The organism is Maribacter aquivivus, assembly GCF_900142175.1.
Taxonomy (GTDB): Bacteria; Bacteroidota; Bacteroidia; order Flavobacteriales; family Flavobacteriaceae; genus Maribacter; species Maribacter aquivivus.
Window position 1 is genome coordinate 1084547 of sequence record NZ_FQZX01000002.1, and the last position, 21412, is coordinate 1105958.

Below are 21412 nucleotides of genomic sequence, written 5' to 3' on the forward strand. Positions count from 1 at the left end.
TTGAAGCATACCTTTCTCCTCATATTCCTTCAATTATTAGCGCTATGCTCATTTGCACAGGGCACTAACGATAGTATCATAAAAATTGATTCTTCATCTGTTCTTACTTTAAGAACTATTGACGATAATCTTACTAAAAAGTATACAGGCGACGAGTTTAACTACACCTTTAAAACAGGTGAATCTCAAAACCTACTGGCTAGATTTATCAATTGGGTTGGTCGAGGACTAGGCAACATTTTTGGCATTAACATATCGCCACAGCTTTTAGAAATCATTGAATATTTTATTTACTTTTTGCTGGTAATTTTAGCAATATACCTCATCGTAAAAGTTCTGATTAATGAAAATTTCAATTCCCTTTTTCAGAAAAAGGCGAAAACAATTAACGATATTAACTTAACAGAAGAGCATATAGAAGGTATTGACATCAACAATCTTCTCAGTATTGCTTTAGAACAAAAAAATTACAGACTTGCCATACGTTATCAGTTTCTACTTACGCTACAAAAGTTATCTAAAAGCGATATTATAGAATGGCATTTTGATAAAACAAATTCAGACTATTTCAATGAAATTCAGCAACTAGAAATAAAAAAAGGATTTAAGAAAGTAGCCTACCTGTACGATTATATCTGGTATGGAGAACAGACTATAGATGACATGAAATACACAAAATCGGTTTTAGATTTTGAATCTATCAACAAACAAATTCAATCATAATTTGGGTAAGCGTTCTAAAATAATACTTGGGCTTTTGATTGCGGTGCTAATTGGTATCATCGTAACCGAAATAGTACGCCCAAGACCTATAAATTGGAGATTTTCATACACGTCTGTATCTAAAATTCCTTTTGGTTGTTTTGTTCTTTATAATGAACTGCCTTCAATATTTCCGAACAGCGAAATTGAATCTGTTGAAAAGAGTATTTATGATTTGCTTATAAAGCGAGATTCATCAATAGCTTCGAACTATTTAATGATCAATGATTTTATCTATTTAGATGAACAAGAAACAAATCAAGTTTTAAAATATGTAGCCAATGGTAATCAAGTTTTTATAGCCAGCAGCAATTTTACTGGGCAATTAGCCGATACTTTAAATGTTGAAATTACACAACAATATGATATACAAGAAGACTCGGTCAGAGCTTCTTTCTCCAATCAAAATTTTAAACAAGAACATTTCTATTTTGAAAGAGGAGTAGATCCTTCATATTTTGTTAGTATTGATACTGTAAACACAGAAATACTTGGACACATACAATTCAAAACTTCTTCGTTTTTAGATGATAATAAAGATGAAATTAAAGTGAGACCAAATTTTATAAAGACATCTTTTGGAGAGGGAAGTTTCATCATTAATACTTTGCCCGTCGCATATACTAACTATTACGTATTGGGTGATAATAGAAACTACAGCACACAAAGTTTTTCGTATTTAAATGATCATCTTTTATATTGGGATGACTATAAAAAATCTGGCAGAAAAGTTATAACCTCACCTATGCGATTCATTTTAAATCAACCCGCATTAAAATGGAGCTATTATTTACTTGTGATAGGCTTAATACTCTTTGTAATATTTAAAGCCAAAAGAGAGCAGCGTATTATCCCTATCATAAAACCTTTAGAAAACTCTTCTGTAGCCTTTGCAAAAACTGTTGGTTCTCTATATTATCAACATAGAGATTATGCTAATTTGAACGATAAAAAAATTACCTATTTTTTAACCTACATTAGAAATAGGTACTATGTAAACACCACAGTGTTAGATGAAAACTTCATTACTCAATTAAGTGCTAAAGCCGGAAAATCTAGAGAAGAAACAAAAACTCTAATAGACCTCATACTTAGTCTAAAAAATAAACCTATACATAGTGAACAAGACTCATTAACCTTGGTTCAGAAAATAAATACATTTAAACAATCTTATGGAAGATAATACACAAGATGAAAACAACGTAGAATTTAATTCGCGCATAGATCTAACCAAACTACAAGAGTCTGTTGCTAAGGTGAAATCTGAATTGGGAAAAGTAATTATTGGTCAGCAAGAAATGATCGAATTATTGATCGTTTCTATTTTAGCGAACGGTCATTCCCTTATTGAAGGTGTACCAGGTGTAGCCAAAACAGTTACAGCAAAACTCTTAGCAAAAACAATGAATGTAGATTTCAGCAGAATTCAATTTACGCCAGATTTAATGCCTAGCGATATTTTGGGTACGTCTATATTTAATGTAAAGACCTCTGAATTTGAATTTAAAAAAGGACCTATATTTTCAAATATTATTTTGATTGATGAGATAAACCGTGCGCCTGCAAAAACCCAAGCTGCTCTTTTTGAAGCTATGGCAGAACGTCAAATAACTATTGATGGAAATGAATTTCAAATGCAGCCCCCATTTTTAGTGTTTGCCACTCAAAACCCAATTGAACAAGAAGGCACCTACAGATTGCCCGAAGCTCAATTAGACCGTTTTCTTTTTAAAATAAATGTACACTACCCTACTCTAGAAGAGGAAATACAAATTTTAGAAAACAAGCATCAACAGAAAAATACTAATGTAGAAGCCTTGATTGACTCTGTTCTATCTGCAGAACAAATTGCAGCTTATCAATTAATAATAAAAGATATTATCGTTGAAGATAATTTACTGAAGTACATAGCTGCCATTGTCAACAATACAAGAAGTAATGCTAATTTATATTTAGGAGCTTCTCCAAGAGCTTCTATAGCCATACTAGACGCCTCTAAAGCAGTTGCAGCGATAAATGGTAGAGATTTTATAACTCCTGATGATATTAAGAAGGTAGTGGGTCCTATTTTAGGCCATAGAATTATATTAACACCAGAACGAGAAATGGAAGGCTACACCTCAGAAAAAATGATCAGCGACCTTATTCAAACTATCGAAATTCCAAGATAAATAATTGTGAAAAAGGTATTCAAAAATATATTTCTTCAAAAAAGATTCTTCCTGGTTTTAACAGGCATCATCTTGTGCTTTTTAGTATCCTATATTTTTGAGATTATCTCATTTATTGCCAAACTTCTGTTCTATCTGTTTTTAGCGCTACTAATTGTAGATATCATTCTGCTTTTTTTATCAAAAGGAAACATAATTGCAGACAGAATTGTACCTGATAAACTTTCTAATGGCGATGAAAATAATATCAAAATACAAGTTACCAATCAATACTTATTTACTAGCAAGGTTAACATTATTGACGAGCTTCCGTTTCAATTTCAGAAACGTGATTTCAATTTCAGAAATGAATTAAACTCTGGGGAGCAAAAATTTTACATGTATAATGTTAGACCTGTTGAACGCGGAGTCTATAGTTTCGGAAATTTAAATGTATTCGCAACTTCCCCAATCGGATTTCTTGCTAAAAAGTACACATTTAACCAAGATAAAGAAGTACCTGTGTATCCTTCATTTTTGCAACTTCGTAAATATGAGCTTTTAGCATTTAGTAATCGCTTAATGGAATTTGGTATTAAAAAGATTCGTCGCATAGGTCATACGATGGAGTTCGAGCAAATTAAAGATTACATACAGGGCGACGATATTCGTAATATAAATTGGAAAGCAACTGCCAAAAGAGGTCAGTTGATGGTTAACCAATTTCAAGATGAAAAATCACAGCCTATATATTCTATTATTGACAAAGGCAGGGTAATGAAAATGCCATTTAACTCGCTTAGCTTGCTCGATTACGCCATTAATGCAACTTTGGTCATTAGCAGTATCGCCCTTAAAAAAAATGATAAAGCGGGTATGTTTGCGTTTAGTAATAAGATAGAAAACAGGGTGGTTGCAGAACGTAGAAGTTCTCAAATGAATCTTATTCTTGAAACTCTTTATAACCTGAACACTAATTTTGTTGAGAGTGATTTTAGTAGATTATACATTGATGTAAAAAGAAATATTCCACAACGAAGTCTTTTATTATTGTATACAAATTTTGAAACATTAGACGCACTACACCGCCAATTACCCTATTTACAAGCCATTGCAAAACAACATTTATTGGTTGTCATTTTCTTTGAAAATACAGAACTTGTTGCATACGCTAAAGAAAAACCTAACAATACTCTTGAGATTTATGAGCAGGCAATTGCAGAGAAATTTATCTATGAGAAACAATTGGTAGTTAATGAACTTAGAAAGTATGGTATACAGACTATTTTAACAAAACCAGAAGATTTGACTATTAATACAATTAATAAGTATTTAGAAATTAAAGCGAAAGGACTTCTGTAATTTATCGGAGAAAATATGCTGCCTGCAATTCTGATGTAATATCGCCAGTTCCATTTTCAACAAATAAAGGCAATTGAATTTCATATTGATTATCTAATTGAGCAACTAAACAACCACAGCTTTTGCCACCGCCATTTCTTCTTCTTGTATTACTTGTCAATACATCTAATGCCATACCAGCTAAAACACCACCTAAAGTTGTATAAAGAACATCTCTTGTTTCCCATTCATATCCTTTAGATTTATCATATACACCTTCTTTTGCAAGACCTACTACCAAACTACTGCCAACAGCACCAGCCCATTTCCAGCCTTTTTGACCATTAGATATTTTATCAGCGGCATAACCACCCGCTACACCAATGACAACTCCGGCACCAATATGTTTAGCTGCATTACCCGGATCTTGAGCACTTAAATTAATACCTATAATAAATGTAAAAAAAAGAATAATAAATTTCATCTATGGGGAATAGGGAATTTTCTTTTTTATAACGCACTTTAATAAATAAAATTATAAGTTTAATTTTATTTATTAAGAACTACCCTAATAAATTCTATCTTATATTGATGCTACTATCACTGTTGTTTACAAAGTATATAACTGTAATATTTCTCCTAAAATTCCGACCAATAAGACATCAAAAAAAACAATAAAATGAAAACTATTTTACATACATCTAACACCAGAGGTCATGCTGATCATGGTTGGTTAAATTCTTACCATAGCTTTAGTTTTGGGGGTTATCATAATGCGGAACGAATGAATTTTGGAGTATTAAGAGTATTAAATGACGATACCGTTGCTGCGGGTCGCGGTTTTGGAACTCATCCTCATAGAAATATGGAAATCATATCTATTCCGTTAGAAGGTGATCTTCAACATATGGATGATATGGGGAACTCTACAATAATTAAAGCTGGCGATGTTCAAGTTATGAGTGCTGGCACTGGTGTTTCACATAGCGAGTACAACAAAAACAAAGATGCAGAGGTTAAGTTTTTACAAATTTGGATTATTCCGAACGAACAAAGTGTTTCTCCTCGTTACGATCAAATCTCCATAAAAGATATTGCGACGAAAAACAGTTTGTATCAAATTCTTTCTCCAAACGCCGATGATGCCGGAGTATGGATTCACCAAAACGCATGGTTTCATCTTGGAGAATATGATTCTGAAATAACAGATTCATATACTTTAAAACAAAAAGGAAACGGAGTCTACATTTTTGTTCTTGAAGGAGAAATTGAAATTGCTAATCAGAGATTAAACAAACGTGACGGATTCGGAATTTGGGAAACCGAAACCTTCGATTTCAAAATTAATGAAGATTCGAAAATTCTCGTTATGGAAGTTCCTATGAGTATATAATTAACAATATCCATTAATAAATTTTAGTAGAAAAAGGCACCAATAAAAGGTGTCTTTTCTAATTTTATAAGCTTCTCTTTCTTATATTTAGGTAAAATATGGATATTAACAACTCCCCCAAAATCTTCATATTTTTTAAGACGAGGTTTAATTTAATTAGACTCGCCTATTTGACCTTCAAAAAATTAAAGCATTTTAAACTATCACAGTTTGCCTAAACAAAATTCGACATCACTTAAAAAGCCTTTGAAGAATAGCAGGTTCTTAGATGAATTTGGTTTAATTACCATCATATCTTCAATTTTCACATTTGCCGTATTCATTTACACGCTCATTTTTCAATCTTATATTGAACAGGTACTTGCCTTTGTAGTTGCCCTAGGCTTTGGAATAGGTTTTATTTTAAATCGTTTAAAATTTTATAAGGCTACCAGAATCTACATGACCTTATTTCCCCCGGTCATGTTTATGAGCCTTATATTTTTAATCGGTGGCTTTTTTGGTCAGGCAGTAGCATTTGCCACTATGGGATTCTTGGCGTTTATAGGTTATAGAAGAAGTCCACGTACAAGAAATCTAATTATAACTTTTGATATTTTAGCTTTTATAGTACCCACAATTTACATCTCTATATACGGACCTATTTTAGGTACAATTGATGTACCCTTTGATGAAGTTTTTGCATTCTTAGCCTGTTTAGGTTGGCTTTCCCTTACATTTCGAATGTATGATCAAAATAAGACCAGAACATATACCAACGATTTAGAAAATCATATTACCGCCTTAAAAGAAAGTGAGTTGAATCTTAAAATTGCCCAAAACGATTTAAGAAGCCAGAATAATAAATTAGCTGTTTTAAACAACGAACTGAAATTAAAAAATACGCATATTGAAGAATTTACCTTTATAGTTACGCATGATTTAAGAGGTCCCCTAAACAATATAAAGGTTATTGCTACAGAATTAGAAAAACAACACTTAGTTGCAAACTATGCGAATTTCAGCAATTATCTAAAGCATTTACAAGGTAGCTCTACTAGACTAACAAATTTGGTAGAAGGTCTTTTAAAATATGCAGAAATAGGAAATTCTAGCGGAATGGAATCTGTAAATATTGCAGAAGTTATACAGTTGGTTATTGATGATTTATCAGAAAGCATTAAAGATTCTAAGGCAACATTGAACATTGACGAGATGCCTACATTAATTGCTAGACCTAGTGATATTAGAATGCTTTTTCAAAATTTAATTCACAATGCGTTAAAATTTAAAACAAATAAGGGATTACCAATCATAAATATCTCCTCTGAAAAGAAAGATAATGAATACCTGTTTAGTGTGGCTGATAATGGTATTGGAATACCCAAAGAGCAACTAGAGAATGTTTTCAATGCTTTTCACAAACTTCATAATCAATCTAAATTCGAAGGATCTGGTATCGGACTCTACGGAAGCAAAAAAATAGTAGATCACCACTTAGGTAAAATATGGGTTGAGTCTGAAGAAAATATAGGTAGCACTTTTTATTTTACCATCAACACAAATTCATTAGAACATCATAAAACCGAAGAACATAGCATAAGTCTCAATTAAATATAACACTGTAAAAAATAAATTTATGTTGCCATATTATTTTTAATTGAGAACATTTTTAGAGTTTATAACAATCTATTAATTGGTGTTTACTATCACTAAAATTTAAACTAATTAAACCTCAACAACTATATTTTAATATGAAACAATTATTCACCACCCTCCTACTTTTATTGGTCCTCAACGGATATTCACAAAATTCAATTATCGGATTCTCTTCTGAGAACACAAACAAACAACTGCAACTCGAAAAAAGTTTTGAAGAAAAATTAAATGCAGCAAATCTTGACGAATGGATGCAGAAAATGGCTGCCGAACCTCATTGGGTAGGTACAAAATTCGGAGAAGAAAATGCGAAATGGATTAAAAGTCAATTCGAATCTTGGGGTTATGATACTAAAATAGAGACCTATCAAATTCTATTTCCTTATCCTACAGAAAGAGTTTTAGAATTAACCGGTCCTACTCAATACAAAGCAAAACTAACCGCTGTACCAGTAGAAGGTGACCCTTTTACCGCACAAGGCGATGCCTTATTACCAAGCTACAATGCTTTCTCTACCGATGGTGATGTTGAAGCAGAATTAGTTTTCGTTAATTACGGAATTCCTAAAGATTACGAAGAATTGGAAAAACTTGGTATCAGTGTAAAAGGCAAAATTGTGATTGCAAAATACCAAGGCTCATGGCGTGGTATTAAACCAAAATTAGCTGCCGAAAAAGGAGCTATTGGTTGCATTATTTATTCTGACCCAGAAGATGATGGTTACGGACAAGGAGATGTCTACCCAAAAGGTGCCTACAAGAATAAAACCGGAGTACAACGTGGTTCGGTGATGGATATGCCTACATACCCAGGCGATGTATTGACTCCCGGTTATGCAGCTACAAAAGATGCTAAAAGACTTGATAGAAAAGATGCGCCGACTATTACAAAAATTCCTGTTTTGCCAATTTCATACGAAGATGCACTTCCGCTATTATCTGCCTTAGATGGTACCGTTGCTCCAGAATCTTGGCGAGGCGGATTACCAATAACTTACCATATAGGACCAGGACCAGCTACCGTTCATTTAAAACTTACATTCGATTGGAAACTGGTACCCGCCCATAATGTTATTGCAACTTTAAAAGGAACTGAATTTCCTGATCAGTGGGTTATGCGTGGTAATCACCATGATGCATGGGTACATGGTGCCAATGATCCAATTAGTGGTTTAGTTGCCCTTATGGAAGAAGCTCGTGCCATTGGTGAACTTGCAAAAAAAGGACAAAAACCAAAACGTACCTTAGTATTCTGCGCATGGGATGCTGAAGAACCAGGATTAATAGGTTCTACAGAATGGGTTGAAGATCATAAAAAAGAACTACAAGAAAAGGTAGTTGCCTATATTAATACTGATGGTAACGGTCGCGGATTCTTAGGTGCCGGTGGATCACATTCACTGCAGGCGATGGTAAGCGAAGTGGCAGGTACCATTGTTGATCCACAAACAAACGTATCTGTTAAAGATCGCAGAATTGCCGCAAATATAGTTAACGGTGGTGATGACTCTTTTAATCTTTATGCATTAGGCTCTGGTTCTGATTATACTCCGTTTATTCAACATGCCGGTATTGCTGCGCTGAACCTAGGTTTTGGAGGTGAGAATGGTGGCGGAGAATATCATACCATTTACGATACATACCCACATTATAAAAGATTTAAAGATCCAGAATTTGCCTATGGCGTTGCTTTGGCGAATACTGCAGGTCTAATTACCTTACGTTTAGCAAATGCAGATGTTATTCCGTTAAACTTCTCGCAATGGCATTCGACTGTTTCAAATTACTTGACTGAAATTATTGATGAAACAGAAAGTATGAGAAAAGAGGTTTTGAAACATAATAAGATGGTTTCTCTAAACTCATATGCATTAGCGGCAGACCCAACCAAAAAAGTTAAAACGCCTACCAAAAAAGAACTTATACCTTATATAGATTTTTCACCTTTGCAAAATGAAATGGTGATACTGAATGAAACTATTACTGAGTTTGAAAAAATTAACACTACTAGCCTATCTAAAAAATCGTTAGAAGAGCTCAATAAGCGTTTAATGAAAGCGGAACAGATGCTTACATCAGAGAAAGGCTTACCTCGCAGACCATGGTTCAAACATCAAATTTACGCACCAGGTTTTTACACGGGTTACGGTGTAAAAACGTTACCAGGAGTAAGAGAAGCTATCGAACAAAAAAATTGGGTAGAAGCACAAGAACAAATTGAAATTTTAACAAACACTTTTAAAAACTTTAATACTTATATTAAAGACGCAACTAAAAATTTAAATTAATTATTATGGATTCAAATTATATAAAAGTATTCGGTGGTAATAGCATCGCAGCGAAACGCGTAGAGCTTGCTTTAAAAGAAAATAACATTGAACCTATTCTTAAAGACGAAACCGAATCTGCTCGCCTAGCAGGTTTTGGTACTCCTTTACCAGAATTGGTCGAAATTTTCGTTAATAAAGATGAAGAAGTAAGAGCCTTGGCTATAATTACAGAAGTAAACTAAAATGAATAAAAAAAGCCTCCATCTCTGGAGGCTTTTTTTACTATCATACTTTCTTATACTATCCTTTGCTTAAAGGTGTAATTTCTAATTTTCTAAATTCTACCGGTCCATGGTCACCTTGTATCATTATTGGTCCCGCTTCTGCTTCATTATTGTCTAAAGCACCACCTGTCATCGCCTCAATATTCTGATTTGAAATTACAGTTTTTCCATTAGCTACAATAGTAACCCTTCTACCAATTAAGGTAATATCGTACGTCTGCCACTCCCCTGCTTTCATTGCCACGTTTTCATTGGGAGTAAGTAAACCATAGATTCCTCCAAAATAAATAGAAGAAGGTTCTAAGCCAATATTATCAGCAATCTGAACTTCGTAACGTCCTCTTAAATACATACCACTATTACTACCTTCTGGGTATCTAAATTCTGCATGTAATTTAAAATCATTGAATTTTTCTTCAGATATTAAATTTACTCCAGGTTTAGCACTTGTAAGTATACCATCTAAAACTGCCCATTGATTACCAGGTTTCATCACCCATCCGTTTAAATTCTTGCCATTAAATAGTTTAACCGTCTTTCCTTCTTTCGCATTTTCATAATACTGTAGTTTAGGCGATTTCGTCGCTGTCCAATTATAAGTTTTTCCATCTACATAAATCATGGTTCCTGCCAACCCATCACCTACAATTTTTCCTTCAAATTCCATACTAGAAGCTCCTGGCTCCCATTGTGGCGGAATTTCAAAAGAAAATAATTCACCGTGCTTTTCAATTTCCGCTACTGGTCTTGCGCTACCAAAAGCATAGGTAAATCTACCAATCAATGTATTGGTACCTGAATGCCTAATTTCTAACCAAGATGGTAATTTTTCTCCTTCTTGATCAATCGTTAAATTCCATTTTCCTTCTAAAGGATGTCCTTCCTGCGCTTGAGTAACATTTAAGCTAAAAACTGCAAGTAAAAGGAAAACTAATGTTGTTTTAATAGTATTCATATAATTTAAGTTTAATAAGTAATCAAATATAACGGAACTTTTAAATACACTTTCTTAACATTGAATTAAATACTGTTCAATTCCAAATTGATAAAACTATACCATATATGGTTAATAATTTAACCATACTTCAATTTCTTAATTGATTATCTACATTATTCGCTACATTTAAGTTTCAATTCAACCTAACAACAATGACATTCTTCAAAAAATTCCTTTTAGGAATAGTATCGCTACTATTTCTATCTGTCTCATGCATAAATAAAAAACCTGTTGAAATTCCTTTAACTATTCAACAAGACAGTACAGACTTAATTGAAATGGCAAAAATCGCCAGAGAGACGGTAACTGCAAAAGTTGCTGACGGACTTGTATTAAGTTTATGGGCATCAGATTCTTTGGCGCCCGATCCTATTGCTATGGATATTGATGATGATGGCAATGTATACATTACCCGATCTAACAGAAACAAAAACTCTGAATTTGATATTCGTGGTCATAGAGATTGGATGACCGAATCTATTGCTTTAGAATCTGTTGAAGATAGAAGGGCTTTTCTACACAAAACCTTTGCACCTGAGCTTAGTAAAGAAAATGAATGGTTTCCAGATTTAAATAACGATAGCATTCACGACTGGCATGACCTTGCGGTTGAACAAGATGAAATTTGGATGTTAGAAGATACCGATAAAGATGGCATAGCCGATGTTTCTACTCAAATCATGAACGACTTTAGTGATGAAATAAATGATGTAGCGGGTGCACTTTTAGTTAGAGATGAGGATGTTTTTGTTGGTATTGGTCCGGGTATGTATCGACTAACAGATACAAACGGTGACAAAATTTTAGATGAAAAAACGAGTATCGCCAATGGTTTTGCTGTACATATTGGTTTTAGCGGTCATGGTATGTCTGGCGCAATCGAAGGTCCTGATGGTAAAATCTATTGGGGAATTGGTGATATAGGTGCCAATATTACCACTATAGATGGTGAAAATCATAAATACCCAAATGAAGGTATTATTGTTAGAAGTAATCCTGATGGTTCTGATTTTGAAGTTTTTGCACACGGACTCCGTAATACCCACGAATTTGTTTTTGATGCCTACGGAAATATTATTTCTTCAGATAATGACGGTGACCATAAAGGTGAAAGTGAACGTTTGGTGCATATTGTAGAAGGATCTGATGCCGGGTGGAGAGCTAATTGGCAATATGGAAAATATACCGACCCTAAGAACAATGGTTATAATGTATGGATGGATGAAAAACTATTCACTCCCCGTTGGGAAGGTCAGGCTGCATACATTATGCCTCCAATTCAAAATTTTCATAACGGACCAACCGGAATGCAATATAACCCCGGTACCGCCCTTGGTAAAAAATGGATGGATAAATTCTTTTTGGTAGAATTCGTAGGCGACCCTAGTAGATCACACATTTGGTCGTTCGATTTAAAACCAAAAGGTGCTTCTTTTGAACTGAACTCAGATGAATCTATATTATCGGGTATATTACCTACAGGAATAGATTTTGGACCTGATGGTGCCCTCTATCTCGCCGATTGGGTAAATGGTTGGGGAACTAAAAATTATGGAAGAGTATGGAAATTAGATGTTAGCGAAGAAACCAATGATCTAGAGCAAGAGCGCTTACAGACGCAACAACTAATGACCCATAATTATAAGGATGAAAAAACTGATAGTTTAGTAAGTTTATTATCATACGGCGATATGAGAATTCGCCAAAAAGCACAGTTTGAACTTGCCAAAAGAACATTTTGGGGCTACAGGGCTTTAGAAAAAGCCTTAACAGAAGAAGAAAACCAATTTGCGCGAATACACGCCATTTGGGGTATTGGTCAAATAGCTGCAAATGATAAAGATGAAGCTAAGCCACTACTTAATTTATTAAGTGATAGTGATCCAGAAATTATAGCGCAAAGTGTAAAAGTATTAGGCGATTTAAGATATGAAAAAGCTGCGGACAGTCTTGTATCATTAACTACCCATGAAAATGACCGAGTTAAATTCTTTGCCGCTCAAGCATTGGGCAGATTAAAATACGAAGATGCCATAGCTCCCCTTTTAGCAATGATTGAAGCGAACAACGATCAAGACATCTACTTGAGACATGCTGCGGTATTAGCACTATCAAGAATCGGTAATGCTGAACCTTTGTTAGCACTTGCAAATAGTGAAAATAAAAGTTTACGAATTGCCGCCGTCATGGTACTAAGAAAATTACAAGAACCTAAAATCTCTATTTTTCTTTCTGATAAAGACGAATATATTGTAACAGAAACTGCACGTGCTATAAACGATGACCTTTCTATCGAAGTGGCTTTACCCGCTTTAGCATCAACTCTTACTAATGAAAAATTTACATCTGAACCTTTGTTGCGTAGAGCAATTAACGCCGCATTACGCGTTGGTGGCGATGAACAATTAGATATGCTTATTAATTTTGCTAAACGTAGAAATGTATCTAGCGATTTACGTGGCGAAGCGCTTGCTGCTTTAGGTACTTGGAACAATCCTTCTCTTTTAGACCGTGTAGATGGTAGATATAGAGGTGAAATCATTAGAGAAAACAGTCAGCTAGAAGAAAAAATCAAAAAAGACATACCGTCTTTTCTTAAAGAACGTCAGCCAGAAATCTTAATCGGTATTTCAAAAACTTTGAGCGCTATTGGTATGCACTCTTACAATAATGAACTGTATTATATATTTAAATCTAATAAATCTCCCGAAGTGAGATCAGCTGTACTTAATGCCTTAGGTCAATTGAACTTTGATGAAATGGAAGCTGCCATGTCTATTGGTATGCAAGATAAAAATGAAGAAGTGCGTACCGCTGCTGTAGGTCTACTAGGTCAATTGAATTTACCAAAAGAGAAATTACCAGTCATTATTGATCCAATTTTTAAGAAAGGTTCTGTTTCTGAGCAACAAAGAGTGCTTAGTGTTTTAGGTGATTTACCTGATGAAAAAAGTAATGCTATTTTAGCTAGCTTAATTGATAAAGCTAGTAAAGACCAATTAAAACAAGGTATCTTTTTAGATTTAATAGAGTCAGTAAAAGCAACTGAAAATACCGCACTAATTGCTAAACTAGATAAACTTAAAAAATCTGGCTACTCCGCTGATTCTTTTCAAGAAACCCTTTATGGTGGTAAATGGTGGACTGGCAGATCTGTTTTCAACAACAACCCAACAGCACAGTGCGTTCGTTGCCATGCAGTAAATGGCTCAGGTGGTGAAGTAGGACCTGCTTTAGACAACATCGGTAACATACTAAGCAGAGAACAATTGCTAGAGGCACTGATAGAACCTAGTTTAAGACTGGCACCTGGTTATGGTTCTGTAACTATTACATTAAAAGACGGACAAAAAGTTCAAGGTGTTTTAATTGAAGAAAACAATGACCACTTATTATTAAGAACCTCTGAAGCCGAGCCCTTAGAAATTCCATTAAAAAGAATTGAGAGAAGAGAAAATTCAATGTCTGCTATGCCAGCAATGGGTCGTATGATTTCAAGAAGAGAACTTCGAGATCTTGTGGAATACCTTTCAACTTTAAAAGTTTAATAAAGTAGTAAATGAACTATAAGGGTTTATATCATAAAGAGGAGAGTTCTGCTTTCCTCTTTTGAAACTCTCGCATCATCTCCTTAACAATTTCACCAGCGGGTTTTATTTCATGTATTAAAGCAGATACCTGACCTATTTCTAGCTCACCATTTTCTAAGTCACCAAAGAACATGCCTTTTTTATTTATGGCATGTTAGTTGAGAATACTACATTACTCCAAATGTATTTTTTACCTGCTTTAAAACCACTCTTATGAAAAAAGGTATTTTATTAGTTTTAGGCTTTTCGGTTTTATTATTCTCTTTTCTTCAATGTAAGCCCAAACCAGATTTAATAGTAAAAACCCATCAAGAAGATCCATTTAAAGATACCATGACTTCAAGTCAATATTTTAAGATTGATGCTAAAAACGATACTATAATTTCAGGCGAGAATGGAACCACAATCGTATTTCAAAAAGGTAGTTTTTTAGATTCAGATAATAATATAGTCACTGATGATATTGAAATAGAATTAACCGAAGCGCTTACCATAGATGAGATGATTTTAAGCAACCTCACTACTATATCAGATGGAAAGCTTTTAGAGACCGACGGAATGATTTACTTTAATGCAACCGCTAAAGGCAGACAACTATTTGTGAATCCTGAAAAGCCTGTATATTTAGAAATCCCTACTACCAATCGAAAATCAGGAATGTCTGTTTACAAAGGTTTGCGAGATAAAAATGGAAATATGAATTGGGTAAATCCGATTCCGATAGAGAATTATCTTATCGCCTTAGATTTATTTACGTTAGACTTTTTACCTGATGGATTTGTTGAAACGTTAGAAAAAGAAATGCCTTTTCACAATCATGAGAAAGTAAATGAAAAATTCGTTGATAGTTTATATTATAGCCTATACTTTAAAACTGGAAATGAAATTATAGAAGAAACTGTACCAGATACAAATGTTAGCGAATCCTATTATGATAAAGTAAATGAAACAGAATTAGATTCAACACACTACTCAGAATTTGACAATTCAGTTAACTATGGAGTTGATCCAGCTGCAATTAAAGCAATAAAAAATAATCAGTTTCAAAATACATTAATTGCCACAAAACAATTTGAAGAAAGGCTTAAAGTCATGTTTAAAATTTGCCGAAGTGATATCATCGATATTTATGCACAAAATCTTGACAAGAATTTATGGGAAATAGACAGTATTGCAGCTAGTTTATTAGACGATAATGTTTATCAAGAAGATTTTGAAAAATTTGCATCTCAAAAATGGACTAAAATAAAAGTTCCTAATAAAAACTTACTACTCTTAAAAAGTTATTATGAAAATAGATTGCAATTAGTTAAAAATGAATTGACAAAGCAACGTAACAAAGCCGTTAAAGCTAATAATGAGCAAACGAAAAAGGCTAAAGAACTGGTTAATAATTATAAAAAATTATTGAATAAAAGAGAAGCCTATCGAATGACTGGTTATGGTTTTGAACTGACTGATACTGGCTGGATTAATATTGACAAAGGTACAATACTCAAAAATTGGGAATATTCGCCTTTAGATTTTTTAGTTACAAATGAAAATACCTTTGACAGGGCATATGGTTATGTTTTGTATACCTCAATAAAAAGTCTTTATCGTTTAAAAACAAATGACTCCAAAACGTTTTATGTTGGTAATGAAACACATAGAGAAATGATAATGCCTAAAGATGAGAAAGCAATTGGTATACTTCTCGCATATAAAAATAATCAAACCTTTTTAGATGTAATTAATTTTCAAACAAATACTGACAGTCTATTAAAATTTGATCTTCAAGAATATCCTGAAAGAGAAATTAAAAAGACATTAGCTCATTTTGAAACTTCAAAACAAGAAAACTCTATACTAGAAGACTTAAAATATTTAGATGAGATTTATCTTGAAGAAATAAGACAAGATAAATTATTACGTGAAAATTATGTAATGGGTCAATTACGGTCAGTTTCAAGTGCAATTGATACATCATACATGGAATTTGATCAAAAATATGGAATTGATATGTTGATTGAAAGGTGCTTAAATAATGTCAAAAATTAGAAACTTGATTTTTAGCCTTATCAAACTCACTCATCATCTCCTTAATAATATCACCAGCCGGTTTTATGTCGTGTATTAAAGCAGATACCTGACCTATTTCTAGCTCGCCATCTTCTAAATCGCCTAAAAACATGCCTTTTTTGGCACGACCTCTGCCTAAAAGTGTTTTCAATTCTTCAGTAGTTGCTCCTTCAGCGTATGCTTTTTTTACCTCGTTATAAAACTTGTTTTTTACTAAACGAACGGGTGCCAATTCTTTTAATGTCAAATGTGTATCTCCTTCATTGGCATTAACGACAACTTCTTTAAATTTAATGTGATTTGATGCTTCTTCACTGGCTACAAATCGGCTACCAACTTGCACTCCGTCAGCACCTAAAACCATGGCAGCCAACATTGCTTTGCCAGTTGCTATTCCACCAGCCGCAATTAAGGGAATAGTTATTTTTTCTTTTACTGCAGGGATCAACACCAAAGTTGTTGTTTCATCACGACCGTTATGTCCGCCTGCTTCAAAACCTTCTGCTACAATAGCATCTACTCCGGCATCCTGAGCTTTCAATGCAAACTTCAAGCTACTTACTACATGTACAACAGTAATTCCTTTTTCTTTAAGGAAGGATGTCCATGTTTTTGGATTTCCTGCAGATGTAAATACAATTTTTACATCCTCCTCAATTATAATATCCATCAACTTATCAATATCAGGATACAACATAGGCACATTAACTGCAAAAGGTTTCGAAGTCGCCTTCTTACATTTCTGAATATGCTCTCTTAAAACATCAGGATACATACTTCCGGAACCAATAACACCCAAACCTCCACTGTTAGAAACAGCACTTGCTAATCGCCATCCGCTAGTCCAAATCATTCCTCCTTGAATAATAGGGAATTCTATCTTAAAAAGTTCGGTAATTCTATTTTGCATGAACGAAGTAATTTACCTCCAAGTAATTACCCAAGGCTTTGTGTTATAAATTTTATTTAGAATTCGACGTAAGCATGGAAACACCTATATCTCGATGATTGAGTAAAAAATTACATTTTAAAGATACCATTATGCGCTTTAAAATGTAACACTCCAGTTAAGAAATTACACCCGACCCTATAAGATCATCTTCAATATACCATGCTACAAATTGACCTTCGGTAATTGCAGATTGCATTTCTTTAAAATCAACATACATACCACCTTCTACTCTATATATAGTAGCCTCTTGTAGTTCTTGACGGTACCTAATACGTGCTTTTACTTCTAATTTTTCATCAATTTGCAAAGCTAAATCTGTACGCACCCAATGTATTTCTTCATCTTTTACAAACAACGTTCTCCTATACAAACCAGGGTGTGCCTTACCTTGACCGGTGTAAATAACATTTTCGTTAACATCTGTATCTATGACAAATAAAGGCTCTTTTGTACCACCTACATGCAATCCTTTACGTTGACCTTTTGTAAAGTAATGCGCACCTTGGTGCTCACCAACAATTTTACCATCAGTTAAATGATATACCGGTTTCTCTGCATAAAATTCTAACTCAGCGTTCTTATCCGCAAAAGACGGTATGGCTCTTTCATAACTATCAAATGCTGCTGGAACCTCAACAATTTTTCCCGTTTTAGGTTTAAGCTGTTGTTGTAAAAACTCTGGCAATCTAACCTTACCTATAAAACAAAGACCTTGTGAGTCTTTTTTATCTGCCGTAATCAAATCCATTTTTTTTGCAATTTCCCTCACTTCAGGCTTGGTCAACTCCCCTATCGGAAATAATGTCTTTGATAATTGCTCTTGCGATAATTGACATAAGAAATAAGATTGGTCTTTATTACCATCTTTTCCTGCCAATAATTGGTACGTCTCAGAACCATCAGAATTATGAATTGTTCCTTTTCTACAATAATGCCCCGTGGCAACATAATCTGCACCTAACTGCATTGCAATTTTCATGAAGACATCAAACTTTATCTCTCTATTACAAAGCACATCTGGGTTTGGGGTACGCCCCATTTCATATTCCTTGAACATATAATCTACTATACGCTCTTTATATTCAGTACTTAAATCTACTGTTTGAAATGGAATACCCAATTTCTCAGCGACAATAAGTGCATCATTACTATCCTCTAACCACGGACATTCTTCTGAGATCGTTACAGAATCATCATGCCAATTTTTCATGAACAAGCCAATTACATCATACCCTTGCTCTTTTAGCAAGTATGCTGCTACGCTTGAATCTACTCCTCCAGAAAGTCCTATTACTACTTTTTCCATATCATCTTCTTGGTCGCAACAAAATTACAAAATTTCAATTCAGGAATACATTTTTTTGAACAAGCTTGAAAACTCGTATAACTAGAAATTTATAAGATTTTAGGTATTTCTCAATGTAACATTAACAAACCATATGTTAAACTTTTCTAAATATTCATTAAACATTTTTTTCTAGAATTTGAAGTGAAACTACCATGATATATGTATTTATAAGCTATTTTTTAGAACATAAAACAATTAACCTATCAATTTTTTAACATATTGATAATTTTTTCATCTAATATTTTGTTTAGCTTTACTTTAAAATAGTTCAACAATAAAAATTAGCAAATGAAAAATCTAAGTAAAATTTTAAAATCGACAGCAATGGTTATGCTGTTAGTTTTTGCTGCTTCTTGCAGCGATGATGACAATGATGATCCAGTAATTATCGTTGAAGAAGATAATATAGTAGAGGCTACACAAAAAACCAGTTCTTTAAGCTCTCTAGTATCAGCATTAGCAAAAGCCGATGAAAGTGCAAATAATGATTTAATTACAGCCTTAAGCAGCGAAGGTCCATTTACGGTTCTAGCACCTACTAATGATGCTTTTTCAAGCCTATTAGCTCGATTGGATGGATTTGACACATTAGATGATTTTAACAATGAGCAATTACAAGACTTATTGGCAACCATTTTAAAATATCATGTAGTATCTGGAGCAGCAGTAGGTTCTGGAGATTTAACAGAAGGTCAAATTATAACTACATTACAAGGAGAAACACTTGTAGTTAATAAAGCTAGCGGGGTTACGTTTACAGATGCCGCAGGCGAAATGGCTACGGTTACCACAGCCGATGTAGAAACAGAAAACGGTATAGTACATTTAATTGATAAAGTATTGATTCCCCAAGAAGCTTTAGATGCATTAAGTGGTGTCTTATTGACTTCTATTACCGATTTGGCTATTTCTGTACCAAGTCTAAGTATATTAGTTGATGCATTAATTGCTGCGGATGGTGATTTGCCAACTGTTTTGGCAAGTGATGGTCCTTTCACCGTATTTGCTCCTACAAACGATGCGTTTGCAGCTTTTTTAGAAGCAAACGATTTTGCTGCTCTTAGTGATATTCCAACAGAGGTACTTACTCAGGTTTTATTAAACCACGTTGTAGCAGGTACCAATTTATCATCTGATTTGGCTACCGGTTATGTTTCCTCTCTTTCAACAGCAGGTCCTAACGATGCAAATCTTAGTATGTTTATAAATATAGAAGATGGTGTTGTTATTAATGGTGTTTCTACGGTTACCGCTGCTGACAACAAAGCAATTAATGGTGTGGTTCATATAGTTGACGCAGTTATAGGCTTACCTAACATTGTTGACCATGCAGTAGCAAATCCTAATTTAACATCTTTGGTAGGTGCACTTACGGCAGATGGCAATACAACTTTTACAACGTTACTTTCTAATTCAGAAACTGACTTTACAGTATTTGCTCCTTTAAATTCTGCTTTTGACGATTTTACAAATCCTTCAGATAATGATATCAATACTATTTTAGCAAACCACGTAATTTCAGGCGCAGCAGCAAATGCAGCAAGTCTTTCTAATACATATTTTAACACTGCCGCCACTAATGTAGATGGTGATAATTTAAGTATTTATGTGAATGTTGATGATGGTGTAAAATTAAACGGAACAAGCTCAGTTGCTGCAGCTGATATCGTTGCCACCAACGGAATTATACATGCGGTAGATATGGTAATTGATTTACCAAGTGTAGTAACATTCGCAACAGCTGACCCTAACTTTAGTTCACTTGTAGGCGCATTAACTGCTGAAGGCCAACCAGATTATGTTAGTATTTTAAGTACCGCTACTGGTACAGATCCTGCACCTTTTACAGTATTCGCACCTACTAACGGAGCTTTTGCAAACTTAGCAGCAGTACCAAGCGGAGACGTACTAACTGCTGTATTAAATCATCATGTTATTGCCGGCGCAAATATTGTTTCTGGTGATTTAAGTAGCGGATTGGTTTCTCCTGCGACTTTAGAAGGTGACACCTTAACTTTCACTATCGATGGTGACGGTAATGTTACAATTACTGATGGTTCTGGTAATGCAGAAATCGGCATTATTGCGGTTGATGTTCAAGCTAACAATGGTGTTATACATGCTATAGACACCGTTATGATACCAGACACAACAAACTAATTTATACCTTTTTTCAAAATTTAAAGAGCCACAATATGTGGCTCTTTTTTTATATAAAGTTTTAAGAATACTTAGTTAATTTTCAGAGCCACCCGTTCAATTATAACCTTTAGTATACGATAAGCCCATACTATTCAGTATTATTCATATTAAAAGTAGATAGGTATATAATCTTTTATCAAGTTAATAAAGCTGTAAACCATATTGGACACTATTTGATTTTATGATGTGATGCATCTATACATTCTAACCTAATATTTTTACAAAAGATATAATTCCAAGAGAGTATTCTATATAAAAAAAACTTAAACAACATCATACACTCTTTTAACATACAATATGCCACCCTTTACAACTAACTTTTTATATAACCTTAAATTAATTACATCTTTGACATCCCAAATCTTACCAAACCAAGCCTTAACCAATGGCAAAAGCCCTTTCAAAATTGAAAGGGCTTTTTATT

At 33.9% G+C, this 21412-nt stretch carries 16 protein-coding genes; 11 read left to right on the top strand and 5 right to left on the bottom strand.

The window, feature by feature from the left end; genetic code table 11:
• The 4 genes from BUC31_RS15365 to BUC31_RS15380 are packed head-to-tail and all read left to right on the top strand — an operon-like array spanning position 1 to position 4274.
• On the top strand, positions 1-723 hold the full coding sequence (locus tag BUC31_RS15365; RefSeq protein WP_073245721.1) for a hypothetical protein: 723 nt from the start codon (positions 1-3) through the stop codon (positions 721-723).
• Positions 692-1945, top strand: a complete 1254-nt coding sequence (locus BUC31_RS15370) for a DUF4350 domain-containing protein (protein WP_139251980.1) — start codon at positions 692-694, stop codon at positions 1943-1945. The genes BUC31_RS15365 and BUC31_RS15370 overlap by 32 nt, the downstream gene beginning before the upstream one ends.
• A complete protein-coding gene (locus BUC31_RS15375) occupies positions 1935-2933 on the top strand; it encodes an AAA family ATPase (protein ID WP_073245726.1) in 999 nt (332 codons plus the stop codon). The genes BUC31_RS15370 and BUC31_RS15375 overlap by 11 nt, the downstream gene beginning before the upstream one ends.
• A gap of 6 nt (positions 2934-2939) precedes the next feature.
• Positions 2940-4274 (top strand): DUF58 domain-containing protein, encoded by a 1335-nt coding sequence (locus tag BUC31_RS15380; RefSeq protein WP_073245728.1) that lies wholly within the window; start codon positions 2940-2942, stop codon positions 4272-4274.
• Position 4275: 1 nt separating this feature from the next.
• Here the strand turns inward: BUC31_RS15380 and BUC31_RS15385 are convergent, their stop codons facing one another.
• Positions 4276-4737, bottom strand: coding sequence for a hypothetical protein (locus tag BUC31_RS15385; RefSeq protein ID WP_073245732.1), 462 nt, complete (start codon positions 4735-4737; stop codon positions 4276-4278).
• Between the two features lie 195 nt (positions 4738-4932).
• Here BUC31_RS15385 and BUC31_RS15390 point away from each other — a divergent pair, with 195 nt between their 5' ends.
• The 4 genes from BUC31_RS15390 (at position 4933) to BUC31_RS15405 (ending at position 9796) form a co-directional block, all read left to right on the top strand.
• Positions 4933-5646 carry a pirin family protein gene (locus tag BUC31_RS15390; RefSeq protein WP_073245734.1) on the top strand — a complete coding sequence of 238 codons (714 nt, stop codon included), beginning with the start codon at positions 4933-4935 and terminating at the stop codon, positions 5644-5646.
• A gap of 210 nt (positions 5647-5856) precedes the next feature.
• Positions 5857-7239, top strand: a complete 1383-nt coding sequence (locus BUC31_RS15395; protein WP_073245736.1) for a sensor histidine kinase — start codon at positions 5857-5859, stop codon at positions 7237-7239.
• Positions 7240-7379: 140 nt separating this feature from the next.
• Positions 7380-9572 carry a transferrin receptor-like dimerization domain-containing protein gene (locus BUC31_RS15400; protein ID WP_073245738.1) on the top strand — a complete coding sequence of 731 codons (2193 nt, stop codon included), beginning with the start codon at positions 7380-7382 and terminating at the stop codon, positions 9570-9572.
• Positions 9573-9577: 5 nt separating this feature from the next.
• Positions 9578-9796, top strand: a complete 219-nt coding sequence (locus tag BUC31_RS15405) for a putative signal transducing protein (protein ID WP_073245740.1) — start codon at positions 9578-9580, stop codon at positions 9794-9796.
• Positions 9797-9854: 58 nt separating this feature from the next.
• Here the strand turns inward: BUC31_RS15405 and BUC31_RS15410 are convergent, their stop codons facing one another.
• Positions 9855-10793 carry a 3-keto-disaccharide hydrolase gene (locus tag BUC31_RS15410; protein WP_073245742.1) on the bottom strand — a complete coding sequence of 313 codons (939 nt, stop codon included), beginning with the start codon at positions 10791-10793 and terminating at the stop codon, positions 9855-9857.
• 194 nt (positions 10794-10987) lie between these two features.
• Between BUC31_RS15410 and BUC31_RS15415 the strand changes: the two genes are divergently transcribed.
• Positions 10988-14383: a HEAT repeat domain-containing protein gene (locus tag BUC31_RS15415; RefSeq protein ID WP_073245743.1), complete on the top strand. Its 3396-nt coding sequence runs from the start codon at positions 10988-10990 to the stop codon at positions 14381-14383.
• A 31-nt stretch (positions 14384-14414) separates the two neighbouring features.
• Here BUC31_RS15415 and BUC31_RS20145 read toward each other — a convergent pair whose 3' ends face one another.
• Entirely contained in the window at positions 14415-14558 is a 144-nt protein-coding gene (locus BUC31_RS20145) for a hypothetical protein (RefSeq protein ID WP_396627752.1), read from the bottom strand.
• Positions 14559-14638: 80 nt separating this feature from the next.
• Between BUC31_RS20145 and BUC31_RS15420 the strand changes: the two genes are divergently transcribed.
• Positions 14639-16465: a hypothetical protein gene (locus tag BUC31_RS15420; protein WP_073245745.1), complete on the top strand. Its 1827-nt coding sequence runs from the start codon at positions 14639-14641 to the stop codon at positions 16463-16465.
• Here BUC31_RS15420 and BUC31_RS15425 read toward each other — a convergent pair.
• The gene (locus tag BUC31_RS15425; protein ID WP_073245747.1) at positions 16455-17396 is read right to left on the bottom strand and encodes an NAD(P)H-dependent flavin oxidoreductase; all 942 of its coding nucleotides are present in this window, start codon (positions 17394-17396) and stop codon (positions 16455-16457) included. The two genes, BUC31_RS15420 and BUC31_RS15425, sit on opposite strands and share 11 nt — an antisense overlap.
• Before the next feature lie 157 nt (positions 17397-17553).
• The gene (gene mnmA / locus BUC31_RS15430; RefSeq protein ID WP_073245749.1) at positions 17554-18744 is read right to left on the bottom strand and encodes a tRNA 2-thiouridine(34) synthase MnmA; all 1191 of its coding nucleotides are present in this window, start codon (positions 18742-18744) and stop codon (positions 17554-17556) included.
• Between the two features lie 330 nt (positions 18745-19074).
• Here mnmA and BUC31_RS15435 point away from each other — a divergent pair, with 330 nt between their 5' ends.
• The gene (locus tag BUC31_RS15435) at positions 19075-20946 is read left to right on the top strand and encodes a fasciclin domain-containing protein (RefSeq protein ID WP_073245751.1); all 1872 of its coding nucleotides are present in this window, start codon (positions 19075-19077) and stop codon (positions 20944-20946) included.
• The last annotated feature ends 466 nt before the right edge of the window (positions 20947-21412 follow it).